Source organism: Streptomyces sp. MspMP-M5 (assembly GCF_000373585.1).
Classification (GTDB): Bacteria; Actinomycetota; Actinomycetes; order Streptomycetales; family Streptomycetaceae; genus Streptomyces.
This window is the reverse complement of record NZ_KB891891.1, coordinates 22,331-38,095: the sequence shown is the minus strand read 5'-3', so window position 1 is coordinate 38,095 and position 15,765 is coordinate 22,331. Positions and strand designations below refer to the sequence as shown.

The following is a 15,765-nucleotide window of genomic DNA, read 5'->3' as shown; positions in this document are numbered from 1 at the left end:
GCGAGGCGGGTGGCGCGGTTTCACGTGAAACCAGGCGGCGCGGCCCCCGCCCACGATAGGCGAGGGCCGCGCGGCTGCCGTCCGGCGGGGCGCTCAGGCGGTGTGCGCGTCCGCCACCGCCAGGGCCTCGTCGAGGGCGGCGAGGCCCTCCTTGGCCTCGGCCTCGGTGATGGTGCAGGCCGGGACGACGTGGGTGCGGTTCATGTTCACGAACGGCCACAGGCCGCCGCGCTTGCAGGCCGCGGCGAACTCGGCCATCGGGGCGTTGTCGGCGCCGGCCGCGTTGTAGGGCACCAGCGGCTCGCGGGTCTCCTTGTCGCGGACCAGGTCGAGGGCCCAGAAGACGCCCAGGCCGCGGACCTCGCCGACGGAGGGGTGCCGCTCGGCCATCTCGCGCAGCGCCGGGCCGATGACCTTCTCGCCGATCTCCGCGGCGTTCTCCACGATCCGCTCCTCGGCCATCGCGTTGATCGTGGCGACGGCGGAGGCGCAGGCCAGCGGGTGACCGGAGTAGGTCAGGCCGCCGGGGTAGGGCCGCCGGTCGAAGGTGGCGGCGATCTCGGCGCTGATGGCCACGCCGCCCAGCGGGACGTAGCCGGAGTTGACGCCCTTGGCGAAGGTCAGCAGGTCGGGGGTGACGCCGAAGTGGTCGGCGGCGAACCAGTGGCCGGTGCGGCCGAAGCCCGCCATCACCTCGTCGAGGATGAAGACGATGCCGTGGCGGTCGCAGATCTCGCGGACGCCGGCGAGGTAGCCGGGCGGCGGGACCATGATGCCGGCGGTGCCGGGCACGGTCTCCAGGATGATCGCGGCGATCGACCCGGGGCCCTCGAAGGCGATGGTCTGTTCCAGGTGGGCCAGGGCGCGCTCGCACTCCTGGGCTTCGTTCTCGGCGTGGAACGGCGAGCGGTAGAGGAAGGGGCCCCAGAAGTGGACGACGCCGGCCGCGCCGGTGTCGGAGGGCCAGCGGCGGGGGTCGCCGGTGAGGTTGATCGCGGCGGCGGTGGCGCCGTGGTACGAGCGGTAGGTGGAGAGCACCTTGGGGCGGCCGGTGTGCAGCCGGGCCATCCGGACGGCGTTCTCCACCGCCTCGGCGCCGCCGTTGGTGAAGAAGATCTTGTCGAGGTCGCCGGGGGTGCGCTCGGCGACCAGCCGGGCGGCCTCGGAGCGGACGTCCACCGCGAAGCCGGGGGCGAGCGTGCACAGTTTGCCGGCCTGCTCCTGGATGGCCGCGACGACCTTGGGGTGCTGGTGGCCGATGTTGGTGTTGACCAGCTGGGAGGAGAAGTCGAGGTAGCGGTTGCCGTCGTAGTCCCAGAAGTACGAGCCCTCCGCGCCGGCGACCGGCAGCGGATCGATCAGGCCCTGGGCGGACCAGGAGTGGAAGACGTGCGCACGGTCGGCGGCCTTGACGGCGGCCCCGGCGGCAGGGTCGGGAAGCGGCGTGGTCACGGTCAGTACCTCGGATCGGGTCGCTCGGTTCCGCCGCCGGACGGCGCGGCGGACGGCCCCCAGCCTAGGGATCACGTTCCGTCGGCCGGTACCGACACTGTGTATGGCGCTCACCACGCGCGCGGACAGAATGTCTACGGTCCTGGAGGAAACTCCAGGGATGCCCGGGGGTGGGGTACCTGCCCCCGGGCACCGTCAGGATCCGCGGCGTTCAGGGCGTACCGCCCCGCGCACTGCTCAGGCCGCCGCGGGGAAGGCGGTCCGGACCGGGCCGCGCCAGTGGTTGGCGTGGAGGTGCGGGCGGAGCGCCGACAGCCCGCCGCAGTACTTGGTGAAGTCGGCGGCCGGGACGCCGTATCCGGCCAGCAGCCGGTCGGCCTCGGTGAGCCGGCCGGCGGTCTTGGTCTCGACGACGACCAGACCGCCGTCGGCCCGTACGGAGCGGCCGGTCTCCGGGTCGCGGCAGACGAGCGCGGCGTCGCAGGTGACGCGCTGGCCGTCGGCGACGAAGGTGGCGCGCTGGTGGTCGGTCTCGACGGAGCGGCCCAGTTCGGTGGGGGCCTGGATGCCGTAGGAGCGGTCGAGCACGGTGGCGAGGAAGTCGCGCGGGGCCGCGCCGAGGGCCGGGTCGCCGGGCATCAGGGGCCGCCGGTGCTTGACCGTGCGGCCGTGCTCGCCCTTGAGCTCGACCTCGAACTGCCGCTCTCCGGTGTCCGCGTAGAGCCGTTCGCGGATCGTGAAGCACAGCGCGGTGCCCTGCCGGTGGTCGTGGAAGGAGCGCAGGTCGGGGGTGTCGTAGTAGACGGAGCGGTAGCGGAACCAGCGGCGGCCGTTGATGCACAGCGCGGTGAACGGGCCGCCGGGGCGGTGGCGGTCGGTGAGTTCGGCCGCGAAGGCGGCGAAGACGTCGACCGGGACGAGGTACGTGGTGCTGAAGCGCGCGAGGAGTTCGGCGCGCGCCTGGACCTCGGCCAGCGGGACGGGGCGGGCGGCCATGGCGGCGCGTGCGATGGCTCGTACGGCGGGTATCACACGGTCTCCTTGCGGAAGGGGGACGGGGGATCGTGCGGGTCCTGTCGTCGCTCTCTGCGGTTTTTCTCCTTTCTTTACGATCGATAACCCCGGGAAGTTCCGGGACGCGGAATCAGACATCCGCTCCGCCATCTCCCGGGCAGCGCCGGGCTCTTGACGAAATGTCACCCCACCTGCCCGCATGCCCGCGGCGGGCGGCCGCTCCCTGACGGACGGCGCCGGCGCGATCCGCCTCTGAGGCGCGCGCCTTGGCCGAATACCGCCCCACCGGCCGTGCGCACGGCATCGATATCCTCACCGCGGACGAGCGGCCGCTCCCGCAGGCGGAGGCGGGCGGGCCGGGCGAAGGGGGCGGCGGAGCAATGGCACAGGCGAGGCAGCGGGGTCCGGCCGGACGGGTCGGGGGACCGGCACCGCTCGGCGGACTGGCACCGCTCGGGGCCCACGACCCCCGGCGGATCGGCGACTACCGCCTGCTCGGACGGCTCGGCGAGGGCGGCATGGGCCGGGTCTTCCTGGCCCGTTCGGACCGCGGCCGGACCGTCGCGGTCAAGTTGGTGCGCACGGAACTGGCCGACCAGGAGGAGTTCCGGGCCCGCTTCCGCCGCGAGGTGCGGGCCGCCCGGAAGGTCGGCGGGGAGTGGACCGCGCCCGTCCTGGACGCGGACACCGAGGCCGAGACGCCCTGGCTGGCCACCGGCTACATCGCCGGCCCCTCCCTCCAGCAGGCCGTCGGCGGAGGCGGCCCGCTGCCGGAGCGCACGGTGCGGATCCTGGCCGCCGGGCTCGCCCGCGCGCTGCGCTCCGTCCACGCCGCCGGCATCGTCCACCGCGACCTCAAACCGTCCAACGTCCTGCTCACCCTCGACGGCCCGCGGGTCATCGACTTCGGCATCGCCCGGGCCCTGGAGGGCCTCGGCACGAGCACGGTGACGCACACCGGCTCAGCGGTCGGCTCCCCCGGCTTCATGGCGCCCGAGCAGGTCCGCGGCGAGCCGCTCGGCCCGGCCTGCGACGTCTTCTCGCTCGGCTCGGTGCTGGTCTACGCGGCCACCGGCCGCCAGCCGTTCGGCACCGAGACGACGCTGCCGCACGCGATGATGTACCGCATCGCCCAGGAGGAGCCGGACCTGACCGGCCTCCCCGAGGGACTGCGCGGCCTGGTCGCGGACTGTCTGACCAAGGACCCCGCGCGGCGGCCGGCCCCCGAGGAGCTGGCGGCACGGGCGGAGGGCGGTCTGCCCGGCGGGGCGGCCGACGACGAACCCTGGCTCCCGGGGGCGCTGGTCGCCCGCCTGGGGCGGCACGCCGTGGAGCTGCTGGAGGCCGAGGACCCGCAGCACGGCGCGGAGCGCACGGCGGCGCCGCCGACCGCCGTCCACCCCCACGGGGCGCCCGCCGCGGCCCCGGCCGGGCCGGCGTCCGCCACCGTCGCCCCGCGGGCCGGTGCGGCCCCGGCACGCCGCCGCACCGGCCGGATGCTGCTGCTCGCGGCCGGTCTGGTGCTGGCCGGGACGGCCGCCGCCAGCGCGTACGCGCTGCTGGGCGGCTCTGACGGCAGCGCCGCCGCCACCGAGAAGGCCCCGGCCCCCACGACCCCGCCGGGCGGCATCCCGGCCGGCTATCTGGGCGTCTGGTCGACGACGGTGGGCGACTCCGGCCTGGACGTCCGCCGCTTCACCCTCGTCCAGGGGAAGCCCGGGGAGACCGTGCTCCGTATGCAGGCCACCGGCCCCACGTACGACTGCCGGTTCACGGCGACCCTGAAGAGCGCCGGCCCGCCGGTGCGGCTCGGCCCGTCCACCGTGGTCTCCGGACCGCCCGACACCTGCCGGGCCGGTTCCCCCAGCACCCTGGAGCTGATGGCCGGCGGGCTCCGGCGCACCTTCGACGACGCGGGCGGCCTGGCGCCGCTGCTGTACACGAAAACGGGGTGACGGCGAAGGCACCGGGCCTTCGCCGTCACCCCGGGAACGACCCGGCTCAGGACAGGAACGAGTTGATCTCGATCGTCTCGTCCCGACCGGGGCCGACGCCGATCGCGGAGATCGGGGCGCCCGACATCTCCTCCAGCGCCCTGACGTACGCCTGGGCGTTCTTCGGCAGGTCGGCGAAGGTCTTGGCCTGGGTGATGTCCTCGGACCAGCCCGGCAGCATCTCGTAGACCGGCTTCGCGTGGTGGAAGTCGGTCTGGCTGTAGGGGAGTTCCTCGACGCGCTCGCCGTCGATCTCGTAGGCCACGCAGACCGGGATCTGCTCCCAGCCGGTGAGGACGTCGAGCTTGGTGAGGAAGAAGTCCGTCAGGCCGTTGACGCGGGTGGCGTAGCGGGCGATCACCGCGTCGAACCAGCCGCAGCGGCGGTCCCGGCCGGTGGTGACGCCGCGCTCGCCGCCGATCCGGCGCAGCGCCTCGCCGTCCTCGTCGAACAGCTCCGTCGGGAACGGGCCGGCGCCCACGCGGGTGGTGTACGCCTTGAGGATGCCGATGACCCGGCTGATCTTCGTGGGGCCGACGCCCGCGCCCGTGCAGGCGCCGCCCGCGGTCGGGTTCGAGGAGGTGACGAAGGGGTACGTGCCGTGGTCGATGTCGAGCAGGGTGCCCTGCCCGCCCTCGAAGAGCACGACCTTGTCGTCGTCCAGCGCCTGGTTGAGGATCAGGGTGGTGTCGGCGACATAGCCCTTGATCTTGCCGGCGTAGCCCAGCAGCTCCTCGACGACCTGCCCGGCCTCGATGGCGCGGCGGTTGTAGAGCTTGGTGAGCAGCTGGTTCTTGACGTCGAGGGCCGCCTCGACCTTCTGCGTCAGGATCGACTCGTCGTAGAGGTCCTGGACGCGGATGCCGGTGCGGTTGATCTTGTCGGCGTAGGTCGGGCCGATGCCGCGGCCGGTGGTGCCGATCTTCCGCTTGCCGAGGAAGCGTTCCGTCACCTTGTCGACGGTGATGTTGTACGGCGTGATCAGGTGGGCGTTACCGCTGATCAACAGCTTGGACGTGTCGACGCCGCGGTCGTTGAGCCCGCTCAGCTCGGAGAGCAGGACCGCCGGGTCCACGACGACGCCGTTGCCGATGACCGGGGTGCACCCCGGCGAGAGGATTCCGGAAGGGAGGAGGTGCAGTGCGTACTTCTGGTCGCCGACGACGACCGTGTGGCCGGCGTTGTTGCCGCCCTGGTAGCGCACCACGTAGTCCACGGATCCACCGAGCAGGTCGGTGGCCTTTCCCTTGCCCTCATCACCCCACTGAGCACCGAGCAGCACAAGTGCGGGCACAGGCGTACACCCCTTCCGGGCGGGGCATGTCCAACGTGCGTGGATGGCGCGGCGCACGCGTGGTCACGCGTACGTCGTCGCCGGAGCCGTCGGACCGGTGCCCCGGAATAGACGAAGCCCCTGGCGCAATAGCGCAAGGGGCTCTTGCACCGAGATGCTACCTGAGGAAGGACCGAGGTGTCGGCGCAGTCTTCTGGGCACTCTCCCGCGGACTCCGTTCGGGGGTGCCCCCTGCTTGTGGTCATCGACCCGGTCGCCCGCAGGACGGACGGCGAATCCGTGCGCATCGCGAAGGACGTCCTGTGCGCCGGCGCGGGGGCGAAGATCTGCCTGCCGGAGGGGCCGGAGGAATTCCTCCAGGCGCTGTCCCGGCGCGGCCGGCGCCATCCCGTGGTGGTGGGTGACGACCGGGCGCTGCTGCGGGCGGTGGGCCTGCTCCACAGGGAGCGCGAGCTGTCCGGGGTGCCGCTGTCGCTGGTCCCGGTGGGCACGCCGGAGACGGTGGCGCTGAGCCGGACACTGGGCGTCCCCACGGACGCGGTGGCCGCCGCGCGGACCGTCCTGGACGGCGGGGAGCGGCCGATGGACCTGCTCACGGACGACAGCGACGGCATCGTGCTGGGCGGGCTGCGGATCCCGTGCGGAGAGACGGACGGGGGGCTGCCGGAGTACGCGGTGTACGGGGCCGTGAGGGAGCGCGCCGGGCGGACGGTGCCGGAGGCGGCCGGGTGCCCGGAGCGGGCCGCGGCCCGCGGGGGCGCGGACCCCGACGCGGTGGATCCGGGGGACGGCCTCCGCGCCTGGTGGCGGCCGGCGGCCCGCACCGCCCGTACGGCGCTGTCGCTGCTGGCCGCGCCCGCGACCGTACGGCGGGCGCGGGTGCCGGCGCAGCGGCTGCGCCTGCGGATCGAGGCGGACGGGGCGCTGCTGGCGGATCTGGACCGGCCGGTGCGCGGGGTGTCGGTGGTGCCGGGCGCCGCGGACCGCGACCACGGGGCCGAGGTGATCGTGCACTGGCCGGGCGGGGAGCGGCCGGTGCGGGTCCGGGCGCGGGCCGTGACGGTGTCCGGGGCGGACTTCCACTACCGGGCGGACGCGCTCGTCGGCGGGCCGGTGCGGACCCGGACGTGGACGGTGCAGCCGGGGGCCTGGCGGCTGCGGCTGCCGCGGCAGGGGTGAGGCGGGGCCCGGCGCCCCGGGCGGGCGGACGGTGGCCGGGGCCTGACGTCAGCGCCGCGCCGCGCCGTTCTCCTGCCGGGTCTCCGGGGCCGGGCCGCCCTCCTGCTCCTGCGTGCGGAGCTCTTCGAGGTGCTCGCGCCAGCGTTGCATCATGCCCATGAGCTCCTGCTGCATGAACTCCGTGAAGGCCAGGGTCTCGCCGAGGCGGCGGCCGGCGGCGCTCTCCGCCCCGAGGCTGTCCACGCCCTCGCGCAGCACGTCCTCCCAGCGGGTCAGGACGCTGTCCCGGCGGGTCAGGGCCTCGTACCACTGGTCGCTGTGGACGCGGTAGCGGTCGCGGCGGGAGCCGGGCTCGCGCTCGCGGCTGACCATGCCGACCTGGGAGAGATAGCGGATCGCGCCGGAGACCGCCGCCGGGCTGACCTGGAGCCGCTCGCCCAGCTCTGCGGAGGTCAGGACGCCGGAGTCGGAGGCCAGCAGACAGGAGAAGACCCGGGCCGGCATCCGCTGCATGCCGGCGTCGACCATCTGCGCCGCGAAGCGCTCGACGAACGTCAGCACCGCCGCGTCGTCGCGGCCCGCCGTCGCGCTCGTTTCCCGCTCTCGCTGCTCGCTCATGTCCGCATCATCTCCCCTGTTCAGCGCCGTTTCCTCAACTTTATACGGTTTTTTAACTTCACAAATTTATGAAGGTAGCGTACCTTCGGAATCATGACGAAGGCGCACTCCTTCCCCGCGATCCAGGTGTCCGGCCTGGCCAAGTCCTTCGGCCGGACCCGCGCACTGGACGGCCTCGACCTCCGCGTCGAGGCCGGCGAGGTGCACGGCTTCCTCGGGCCCAACGGCGCGGGCAAGTCCACCACCCTCCGCGTCCTGCTGGGCCTGCTGCGCGCCGACCGCGGCACCGCGCAGGTCCTCGGCAGGGACCCCTGGCAGGACGCCGTCGAGATCCACCGCCGCGTCGCCTACGTCCCCGGTGACGTCACCCTGTGGCGCAATCTCTCCGGCGGCGAGGTCATCGACCTGTACGGGCGGCTGCATCAAGGCAGCGGCGCGAAGCGCCTCCCGTGGACGGGTGGTGGCGGGCGACATCAAGGCAGCGGCGCGAAGCGCCTCCCGTGGACGGGTGGTGGTGGGCGACGGGCGGGGGGACTGGACGCCGATCGGCGGAGCGAGCTGCTGGAGCGCTTCGAGCTCGACCCCACCAAGAAGGGGCGCACCTACTCCAAGGGCAACCGCCAGAAGGTCGCCCTGGTCGCCGCCTTCGCCTCCGACGTCGATCTGCTGATCCTCGACGAGCCCACCTCCGGGCTGGACCCGCTGATGGAGGAGGTCTTTCAGAGCTGCGTGGCCGAGGAGCGCGACCGCGGCCGCACGGTCCTGCTCTCCAGCCATGTGCTGTCCGAGGTCGAGGCGCTCTGCGACCGCGTCAGCATCATCCGCAAGGGCCGCACCGTCGAGTCCGGATCGCTGGGGGAGCTGCGCCATCTGACCCGCACGACCGTCGTCGCCGAGCTGGCCGGCCCGCCGACCGGACTCGACGGGCTGGCCGGTGTGCACGGCCTCGCCGTCCAGCCGCTCCGGGGCGGCGGCTGCCGGGTCCGGCTCCAGGCCGACACCGACCGGCTCGGCGCGGTGCTCGGCCCGCTCGGCGCGGCCGGCCTGCGCAGCCTCACCAGCACCCCGCCCACCCTGGAGGAGCTGTTCCTGCGGCACTATCAGGACGACCTGCGCCCCGACGCCCGCCAGCGGGACGGCGCCCGCGCCGGAGGGACGGTCAGCCGATGAGCGCCCTGGCCGCACCGGCCGCCGTCCGCCCCGGCCGCCCGCGTCATCTGGCCGGCACCGGCACCCTGCTGCGGCTGGCCCTGCGCCGCGACCGGCTGATGATCCCGGCCTGGGTGCTGGTCCTCGGCCTGTCCGTCACCGCCATGGGACCGGCCTTCGCGTCGCTCTACGCCACCGCCGCCGAGCGCGCCGGACTGGCCGCGTCGATGAATGCCAGCGGCTCGCTGCGCGCGCTGTACGGGCCGGTCTTCGGCGACTCCCTCGGCGGCCTGGTCGCCTGGCGGATGGCCGGGCTCGGTGCGGTGCTGGCGGCCGTGATGAGCCTGCTGATCGTCGTCCGGCACACCCGGGAAGAGGAGGAGACCGGCCGTCAGGAGCTGCTCTCCGCCGCCATGGTGGGCCGGTGGGCCCCGCTGACCGCGGCCCTGCTCGCGGCGCTGCTCGCCGACGCCGGCGTCGCGGCGCTGACCGCCGCCGGACTGACCGCGGCCGGACTGCCGGCGGTCGGGTCGCTCGCCCTGGGCGTCGCGATCGGCGGCACCGGCCTGCTCTTCGCCGCGCTCGCCGCCATCGCCGCCCAGCTCACCGAGAGCGCCCGGCTGGCCAAGGGGCTGACCGGCGCGGTCCTGGGTGCCGCCTTCGCGCTGCGCGCCGCCGGCGACGCCGCCGCCGACGGTGGCGGCTCCCCCGGGAGCGGCGCCGGCTCCGCGCTCACCTGGCTCTCCCCCGTCGGCTGGGCGCAGAATCTGCGCGCCTACGCCGGCGAGCGCTGGTGGGTGATGCTGCTGCCGGCCGCCGCGACGGCGCTGGCGACGGCGGCGGCCTACGCCCTGACCGCCCGCCGCGACATCGGCATGAGCTTCCTGCCGGCCCGCCCCGGCCCCGCCCGGGCACCCCGGTCGCTCGGTGGCCCCGGCGGCCTGGCGTGGCGGCTCCAGCGGACGGCCCTGGCGGGCTGGACGGCCGGTTTCGCGCTCGCCGGTGCGGTGTTCGGCGGGATCGTCAAGGGGGCCACGAGCCTGGCCGGCGGCAATCAGCGGACCCGGGAGATCTTCGAGCGGCTCGGCGGCCAGCAGTCCCTGGCGGACGCCTTCCTGGCCTCGCTCACCGGCCTGCTCGGCATGATCGCGGCGCTCTACGCCGTCGGCGCGGTGCTGCGGATGCGCGCCGAGGAGACCGGCGGGCGGGCCGAGCCGGTCCTGGCCGGCGCGGTGGGCCGGCTGCGCTGGGCGGCCGGCCACCTGGCCCTCGCGCTGGCCGGCACCGCCGTGGTGCTGGCCGCCGGCGGCCTGACCCTGGGGATCGCCTACGGCGCCTCGGCCGGCGACGTCGCCGGCGGCACCGGCCGGGTGCTGGCCGCCGCGCTCGCCCAGGTCCCGGCGGTGTGGACGCTCGCCGCGGCGGCGACCACCGTCCTCGGCCTGCTCCCCCGCGCGACCGGTGCGGTCTGGGCACTGACCGGCGGCTGCCTCGCCGTCGGCTGGCTCGGGCCGGTGCTGCAGCTCCCCCAGTGGGCGCTGGACCTCTCGCCGTTCGGGCATCTGCCCAAGCTGCCCGGCGGGGCGGTGACGGCCGCGCCCTTCCTCTGGCTGACGGCCCTCACGGTGGTCCTGATCTCCGCCGGTCTCGCCGGCCTCCGCCGCCGCGACATCGGCTGACCCGGGGCCGCCCCGTCGTGCGCCGCCGGAGCCGTAGCGGACTCCGGCGGCGCACTCCGCGATCCGCGGCCCGCCGTCCACAGGGTGTGGACAGCCGGGGCGGGGGCGCCGTCAGCCGCCCGGCGTCACCAGCCGCGCCTCGTAGGCGAAGACCGCCGCCTGGGTCCGGTCGCGCAGTCCCAGCTTCACCAGGATCCGGCTGACGTGCGTCTTCACCGTCGACTCGGCGACGACGAGATGCGCGGCGATCTCACCGTTGGACAGGCCCTGCGCCACCAGCACCAGGACCTCGGTCTCCCGCTCCGTCAGATCGCCGATGCGCTCCTGGGCCGGGGCGCGCGGCGAGCCCAGCCGGGAGAACTCGTTGATCAGCCGCTTGGTGACGGTCGGGGCGAGCAGCGCCTCCCCGGCGGCGACGATCCGCACGCCCTCGGCGAGCTGGCCGGCCGAGGCGTCCTTGAGCAGGAAGCCGCTGGCCCCGGACCGCAGCGCCTGGTAGACGTACTCGTCCAGGTCGAAGGTGGTCAGCACCAGCACCTTGGCGTCCGCGTCGGCGGCGACGATCTCGCGGGTCGCCTCCAGGCCGTTCATCTCCGGCATCCGGATGTCCATCAGGACCACGTCCGGCTTGAGGAGCGAGACCTGCTCCACCGCCTGCCGGCCGTCGACGGCCTCGCCGACGACCTCGATGTCCGGCATCGCGTTGAGCAGCACGGAGAAGCCCTCGCGGACCATCACCTGGTCGTCGACGATCAGTACCCGGATCATGCCCCGCTCCCGCCCCCGGCGGGCTCGCCCGCGGTGTTCGTCACCGGCAGGAAGGCCGCGACCTCGAAGCCGCCGTCCGCGGTGTGGTCGGCCGTCATCTCACCGCCGAGCATCTGCACCCGCTCCCGCATGCCGAGCAGTCCGTGGCCGGCGCCCGGCGACGGCTTGGCGAGCCGGCTCGGGGCGCCGTTGACGATCCGCAGCCCCAGCCCGCCCAGGACGTAGGAGATCTCCACCCGCGCCTCCGCGCCCGGCGAGTGCCGCAGCGCGTTGCTCAACGCCTCCTGCACGATCCGGTACGCCGACAGCTCCACGCCCTGCGGCAGCGGCCGGGCCGACCCGGTGATCAGCGCCTCGACGGTCAGCCCCGCGCCCCGGACGCTCTCCAGCAGCGCGTCCAGGCTGGCCAGCGTCGGCTGCGGGGCCTCCGGGTCGCGCTCGGCGAAGGCGTCCGGGTCCTCGGAACGGACCACGCCGAGGATGCGGCGGAGCTCGGTGAGCGCGGCGACGGCGTTCTCCCGGATGGTGGCGAAGGACTTGGCGAGCTCGGGCGGCGGATCGGCGACGCGGTAGGGCGCGGCCTCGGCCTGGATGGCGATCACCGACATATGATGCGCGACCACGTCGTGCAGTTCCCGGGCGATCAGCGCGCGCTCCTCCAGCAGGGTGCGGCGGGAGCGCTCCTCGGCGGTGACGCTGCGGGTCTCCACGACCTGCCGGCGCTCCTCCCGCCAGGCCCGGACCGCGGCGGCCGAGACCAGCACCACCCCGGAGAAGAACGCCACCGGCGGCATGTCGCCCAGGGCGCCGCTGCGGACGAGCACCGAGACCACCGCCCCCAGCCCGAAGGTGACCCCCCACATCTCCACCGCCAGCCGCGGCCGGGTGCGCAGCACCACCAGCGTCATCACCGCGAGGTGGACGACGAAGACGGAGCTCCAGACGCTGGCGTACGGCGAGAAGAACCGGGAGCCGACCGCCGCCACGAAGAACGCCGCCAGCGACAGCCAGAAGGCGCCCACCGGCCGGAACAGCACCAGCACCGGCGGCACCGCCATCATCAGCGCGAGGACGACGTCCAGCAGCTGACGCGTCGCGCCGGCGTCGTAACCGGAGCCGACGGAGCCCATGAAGATGCAGGCCGCGAGGAAGCCGACGGCGCCGTGCGGGAGCCAGCGGGCACAGCGGCGGGCGCGCCCCGGCAGCCAGGACAGCCGCCGCGCCAGCTTGGCGTCGTCCAGCGGCGGCAGCGGGCGGAGGGCGAAGGCACCGGCGAACAGGTCCTGGCGCAGGGTGTGCAGCACTCCGTGGGCTATCCGCGCCTCGGAGTGCAGGTCGCCCGGTGTCTGGGTGGTCTCGTTCACGTACACCACGGTAAGCAGGGCCGGGCCCTCGGGGCGTCCCCACCGAAGCGGATCTGCCGGGGTCCGTCTCAAGTACTACGCGGGCCGGGCACTACGCGGGGCGGCCGGCACCGGGCGGTTCCGCGGCGGCCTCCGTGGTGCCCGGTCCGCCGCCACGGAGCAGTTCCAGCAGCGTGCGGAAGGCGTCGGTGCCGGGCGTGATCGGGGCGTAGTGGCCGGTGCCGGGCAGTTCGCGCAGCGTGGTCGCGGCGGGGTGGGCGGCGGCGTAGCGGCGGGAGAGCTCCGGCGGGACGTCCGGGTCGTCGGTGCCGTGCAGCAGCGTGACGGGGACGCCGGCGGGCGGGTGGCGGACCGGGTCGGCGTCGGCCAGCCGGCCGGCGAAGCCGGGGCCGGCGCCGAGCAGCCCGGCCACCGCGCCGTCGCTCAGGCCCAGCTCATGGGCGCGGGCCAGATCGGCGACCGGGGCCACCGCGACGACCCGGGTCACCGGCGGGCCGGGGCGGGCGGCGGCGAGCAGCGCGAGATGGCCGCCCGCCGAGTGCCCGACGAGCACGATCTCGCGGGGCGGCGCCCCGGGCCGCGTCCCCGCGTCGGCCGCGGCCGCCACGGCCGCCGGGACGTCCTCGAAGGTTTGCGGCGCGCCGCCGCCCGCGCCGACCCTGCGGTACTCGGCCAGCGCGACCGGCAGCCCGTGCCGGGCCAGCTCCGCCGCGCACGGCGAGAGGTGGCACCGGTCGTACGCGGCCCGCCAGAACCCGCCGTGCAGCAGGACGACGAGGGGCCCGGTCCCGGGCCACGTCCCGTGGAAGTCGACGATCTGGTCCGGGTGCGGGCCGTACGCCACCGTGCGGGCCGGCGCCACCGGGGCCAGCCCCAGCAGCGCCGCCTCCTCGTCGGCCGCGGTCACCCGGCGCCGCCGCCCGCCGCGGACCGCTCCCGCAGCACCTCGCCGAGCACCCACGCCGCCCGCTCGGCGTCCGCGAAGGTGGTGTAGAGCGGGGTGAAGCCGAAGCGCAGCACGTCCGGGGGACGGAAGTCGCCGACCACCCCGCGGCGGATCAGCTCCGCCATCACCTCGCCGGCCCCCGGGCACACCAGCGAGATCTGGCTGCCGCGTCGCCGGTGCTCGGACGGGGTCACCGAGCGGACCCGCCCGGACGGCACATACGCGGCGACGCACTCCAGGAAGAAGTCGGTCAGCGCCAGGCTCTTGGCCCGCACCTCCTCGACGGTGACGCCCTCCCACGCCTCCAGCGCCGCCTCCAGGGCGAGCATCGAGAGGATGTCGGGGGTGCCGACGCGGCCGCGCAGCACACCGTCGGCCGGGGTGAAGCCGGGCTCCATCCCGAACGGGTCGGCGTGCGAGTTCCAGCCCGGCAGCGGCGACTCGAACCGCTCCTGGAGGCTCTGCCGGATGTAGAGGTACGCGGGCGAACCGGGGCCGCCGTTGAGGTACTTGTAGGTGCAGCCCACCGCGAGGTCCACCCCGCACGCGTCCAGCGCGACCGGCAGCGCGCCGGCGCTGTGGCACAGGTCCCAGACCGCCAGCGCGCCCGCGGAGTGCAGCGCGGCGGTGATCTGGGCCATGTCGTTGAGCTCGCCGGTGCGGTAGTCGACGTGGTTGACCAGCGCCAGCGCGGTCCGCTCGGTGACCTCGTCGGCGATCCGGGCCGGCTCGACCGGCCGGACCGCGAGGCCGGCCATCCGGGCCGCGGAGCGGGCGACATAGCCGTCCGTGGGGAAGGTCGTGGCGTCGACCAGGATCTCCGTGCAGCCCTTCCCCGCCATCCGGATGCCGCCGGTCACCGCCTTGAAGACGTTGACGCTGGTGGAGTCGCCGACCACCACCTGGCCCGGTGCCGCCCCGACGAGCGGGGCGATCTTCTCGCCGATCCGCTCGGGCGCGGTCCACCAGCCGGCCTCGGTCCAGGACCGGATGCGCAGTTCGCCCCACTCGCGTGCGATCACCTCGGCGATCCGGCCGGGCACCGACCGGGGCAGCGCGCCGAGGGAGTTGCCGTCGAGATAGCTGGTGGCGTCGTCGAGGACGAACCGGTCGCGGGTGGCGGTGAGCGGTCCGGCCGCGTCGAGTTCGGCGGCGCGGGCCGCCTCCGTACGGGCCCCGGCGGTGCCGGGGCCGGGGCTCTGCGGGGTCTCGCGGCTCTCAGACATGGCTTCGTGCCGTCCACAGCTCGGGGAAGACGTTCTTACGGGCCCGCTTCTCCAGCCAGGCGACCCCCGCGGACCCGCCGGTGCCCATTTTCGCGCCCATCGCCCGCCGGGTCGCCACCAGATGGTCGTTGCGCCAGCGCCAGACCAGCTCCGCGACATCGGTCAACAGCTCGCCGAGCCGGGCGAGTTCGGAGTCCTGCGAGCCGGCGAAAACGGCGGCCCAGACCTCCTCGACGGCCGGGTCCGGTTCGTAGCGCTCGGCCACGTCGCGCCGCAGGACGGCCTCCGGGACCGGGTGGCCGCGGCGGGCCAGCAGCCGCAGCACCTCGTCGTACAGGCTCGGTTCGTGCAGCGCCTTCTCCAGCGCGGCGTGGTCCTCCGCGGAGCCGCGGTGCGGCACCAGCATCGACGCGGACTTCTCGCCGAGCAGGAACTCCAGCCGCCGGTACATCGCGGACTGGAACCCGCTGCCCTCGCCGAGCGCGCCGCGGTAGGCGTTGAACTGTGCGGGCGTCAGCCGGGCCAGCGGCTTCCAGGCGGCGTTCAGCGCCTCCAGCTCCCACGTGGAACGGCGCAGCGCGTCCGTCGCCACCGGCAGGTCGTCCCGGCGCAGCGCGTCGGCGGCGGTCTGCCACTCGTGGACGATGACGGTGAACCACAGCTCCATCACCTGGGTGGTCACCAGGAAGACCATCTCGCCCGGGTCGTCGGACTGGAGCTGCTGGAGATGGGTGAGGACGCTCGCGCGGACGTAGTCCTCGTACGGGGTGGTGGTGCCGGCGCCGATGCTCAGATCGGGGCCGAACGGCGGTTCCACCTCGGGGGGCGCGGCGTCCGGCGACGGGGCCTGATGCGCGGAACGGGTGGGAGACGGTTGCGACATGAGGGACTCCTCAGGTGCGAACTACCGGGTAGCGGTCCGCTCCTTCCTCGTCGGCACGGGAGCCCCGGTCCCCTCGGGCGCGAGATGACCCGGCCCACTGAAATCATCGGTGCTGCACCACCACCGCGCAAGGGCCGGGCACGATCTTGCGCCCGGCCCCGGGACCGCCCGCCCCGGGGCCGGGGCGGGCGGTCCCGGC

The 15,765-nt window shown here is 74.8% G+C and carries 13 protein-coding genes; 4 read left to right on the top strand and 9 right to left on the bottom strand.

The window, feature by feature from the left end:
• Positions 1 to 93: 93 nt before the first annotated feature.
• Together B073_RS0117580 and B073_RS0117575 are read right to left on the bottom strand one after the other, a co-directional pair.
• Positions 94 to 1,452 (bottom strand): aspartate aminotransferase family protein, encoded by a 1,359-nt coding sequence (locus tag B073_RS0117580; RefSeq protein WP_018539401.1) that lies wholly within the window; start codon positions 1,450 to 1,452, stop codon positions 94 to 96.
• 237 nt (positions 1,453 to 1,689) lie between these two features.
• Positions 1,690 to 2,484, bottom strand: coding sequence for a VTC domain-containing protein (locus B073_RS0117575; RefSeq protein ID WP_018539400.1), 795 nt, complete (start codon positions 2,482 to 2,484; stop codon positions 1,690 to 1,692).
• A gap of 248 nt (positions 2,485 to 2,732) precedes the next feature.
• Between B073_RS0117575 and B073_RS0117570 the strand changes: the two genes are divergently transcribed.
• Complete coding sequence (locus B073_RS0117570) at positions 2,733 to 4,421, top strand: serine/threonine-protein kinase (RefSeq protein ID WP_018539399.1); 1,689 nt, start codon at positions 2,733 to 2,735, stop codon at positions 4,419 to 4,421.
• A gap of 46 nt (positions 4,422 to 4,467) precedes the next feature.
• Here B073_RS0117570 and B073_RS0117565 read toward each other — a convergent pair whose 3' ends face one another.
• The gene (locus tag B073_RS0117565; protein WP_026247486.1) at positions 4,468 to 5,754 is read right to left on the bottom strand and encodes an adenylosuccinate synthase; all 1,287 of its coding nucleotides are present in this window, start codon (positions 5,752 to 5,754) and stop codon (positions 4,468 to 4,470) included.
• Positions 5,755 to 5,991: 237 nt separating this feature from the next.
• Here B073_RS0117565 and B073_RS0117560 point away from each other — a divergent pair, with 237 nt between their 5' ends.
• Positions 5,992 to 6,933, top strand: coding sequence for a hypothetical protein (locus B073_RS0117560; protein WP_018539397.1), 942 nt, complete (start codon positions 5,992 to 5,994; stop codon positions 6,931 to 6,933).
• A 48-nt stretch (positions 6,934 to 6,981) separates the two neighbouring features.
• Here the strand turns inward: B073_RS0117560 and B073_RS0117555 are convergent, their stop codons facing one another.
• Positions 6,982 to 7,551, bottom strand: coding sequence for a GbsR/MarR family transcriptional regulator (locus B073_RS0117555; RefSeq protein ID WP_018539396.1), 570 nt, complete (start codon positions 7,549 to 7,551; stop codon positions 6,982 to 6,984).
• Positions 7,552 to 7,644: 93 nt separating this feature from the next.
• Here B073_RS0117555 and B073_RS0117550 point away from each other — a divergent pair, with 93 nt between their 5' ends.
• Both B073_RS0117550 and B073_RS0117545 read left to right on the top strand, forming a co-directional pair.
• Positions 7,645 to 8,721 (top strand): ABC transporter ATP-binding protein, encoded by a 1,077-nt coding sequence (locus tag B073_RS0117550; protein ID WP_018539395.1) that lies wholly within the window; start codon positions 7,645 to 7,647, stop codon positions 8,719 to 8,721.
• Complete coding sequence (locus tag B073_RS0117545; RefSeq protein WP_018539394.1) at positions 8,718 to 10,379, top strand: ABC transporter permease; 1,662 nt, start codon at positions 8,718 to 8,720, stop codon at positions 10,377 to 10,379. Before B073_RS0117550 ends, B073_RS0117545 begins: the two co-directional genes overlap by 4 nt.
• A gap of 111 nt (positions 10,380 to 10,490) precedes the next feature.
• On the opposite strand, the gene B073_RS0117540 is transcribed toward B073_RS0117545, so the two are convergent.
• The 5 genes from B073_RS0117540 to B073_RS0117520 all read right to left on the bottom strand — a co-directional run bounded on the left by B073_RS0117540 (position 10,491) and on the right by B073_RS0117520 (position 15,566).
• Positions 10,491 to 11,147, bottom strand: a complete 657-nt coding sequence (locus B073_RS0117540; RefSeq protein WP_018539393.1) for a response regulator — start codon at positions 11,145 to 11,147, stop codon at positions 10,491 to 10,493.
• The gene (locus tag B073_RS0117535) at positions 11,144 to 12,517 is read right to left on the bottom strand and encodes a histidine kinase (protein WP_018539392.1); all 1,374 of its coding nucleotides are present in this window, start codon (positions 12,515 to 12,517) and stop codon (positions 11,144 to 11,146) included. The genes B073_RS0117540 and B073_RS0117535 overlap by 4 nt, the downstream gene beginning before the upstream one ends.
• Before the next feature lie 85 nt (positions 12,518 to 12,602).
• Positions 12,603 to 13,418 carry an alpha/beta hydrolase family protein gene (locus B073_RS0117530; RefSeq protein WP_018539391.1) on the bottom strand — a complete coding sequence of 272 codons (816 nt, stop codon included), beginning with the start codon at positions 13,416 to 13,418 and terminating at the stop codon, positions 12,603 to 12,605.
• The gene (kynU, locus tag B073_RS0117525) at positions 13,415 to 14,683 is read right to left on the bottom strand and encodes a kynureninase (protein ID WP_018539390.1); all 1,269 of its coding nucleotides are present in this window, start codon (positions 14,681 to 14,683) and stop codon (positions 13,415 to 13,417) included. The genes B073_RS0117530 and kynU overlap by 4 nt, the downstream gene beginning before the upstream one ends.
• Positions 14,676 to 15,566: a tryptophan 2,3-dioxygenase family protein gene (locus B073_RS0117520; RefSeq protein ID WP_018539389.1), complete on the bottom strand. Its 891-nt coding sequence runs from the start codon at positions 15,564 to 15,566 to the stop codon at positions 14,676 to 14,678. Before B073_RS0117520 ends, kynU begins: the two co-directional genes overlap by 8 nt.
• Positions 15,567 to 15,765 lie beyond the last annotated feature (199 nt).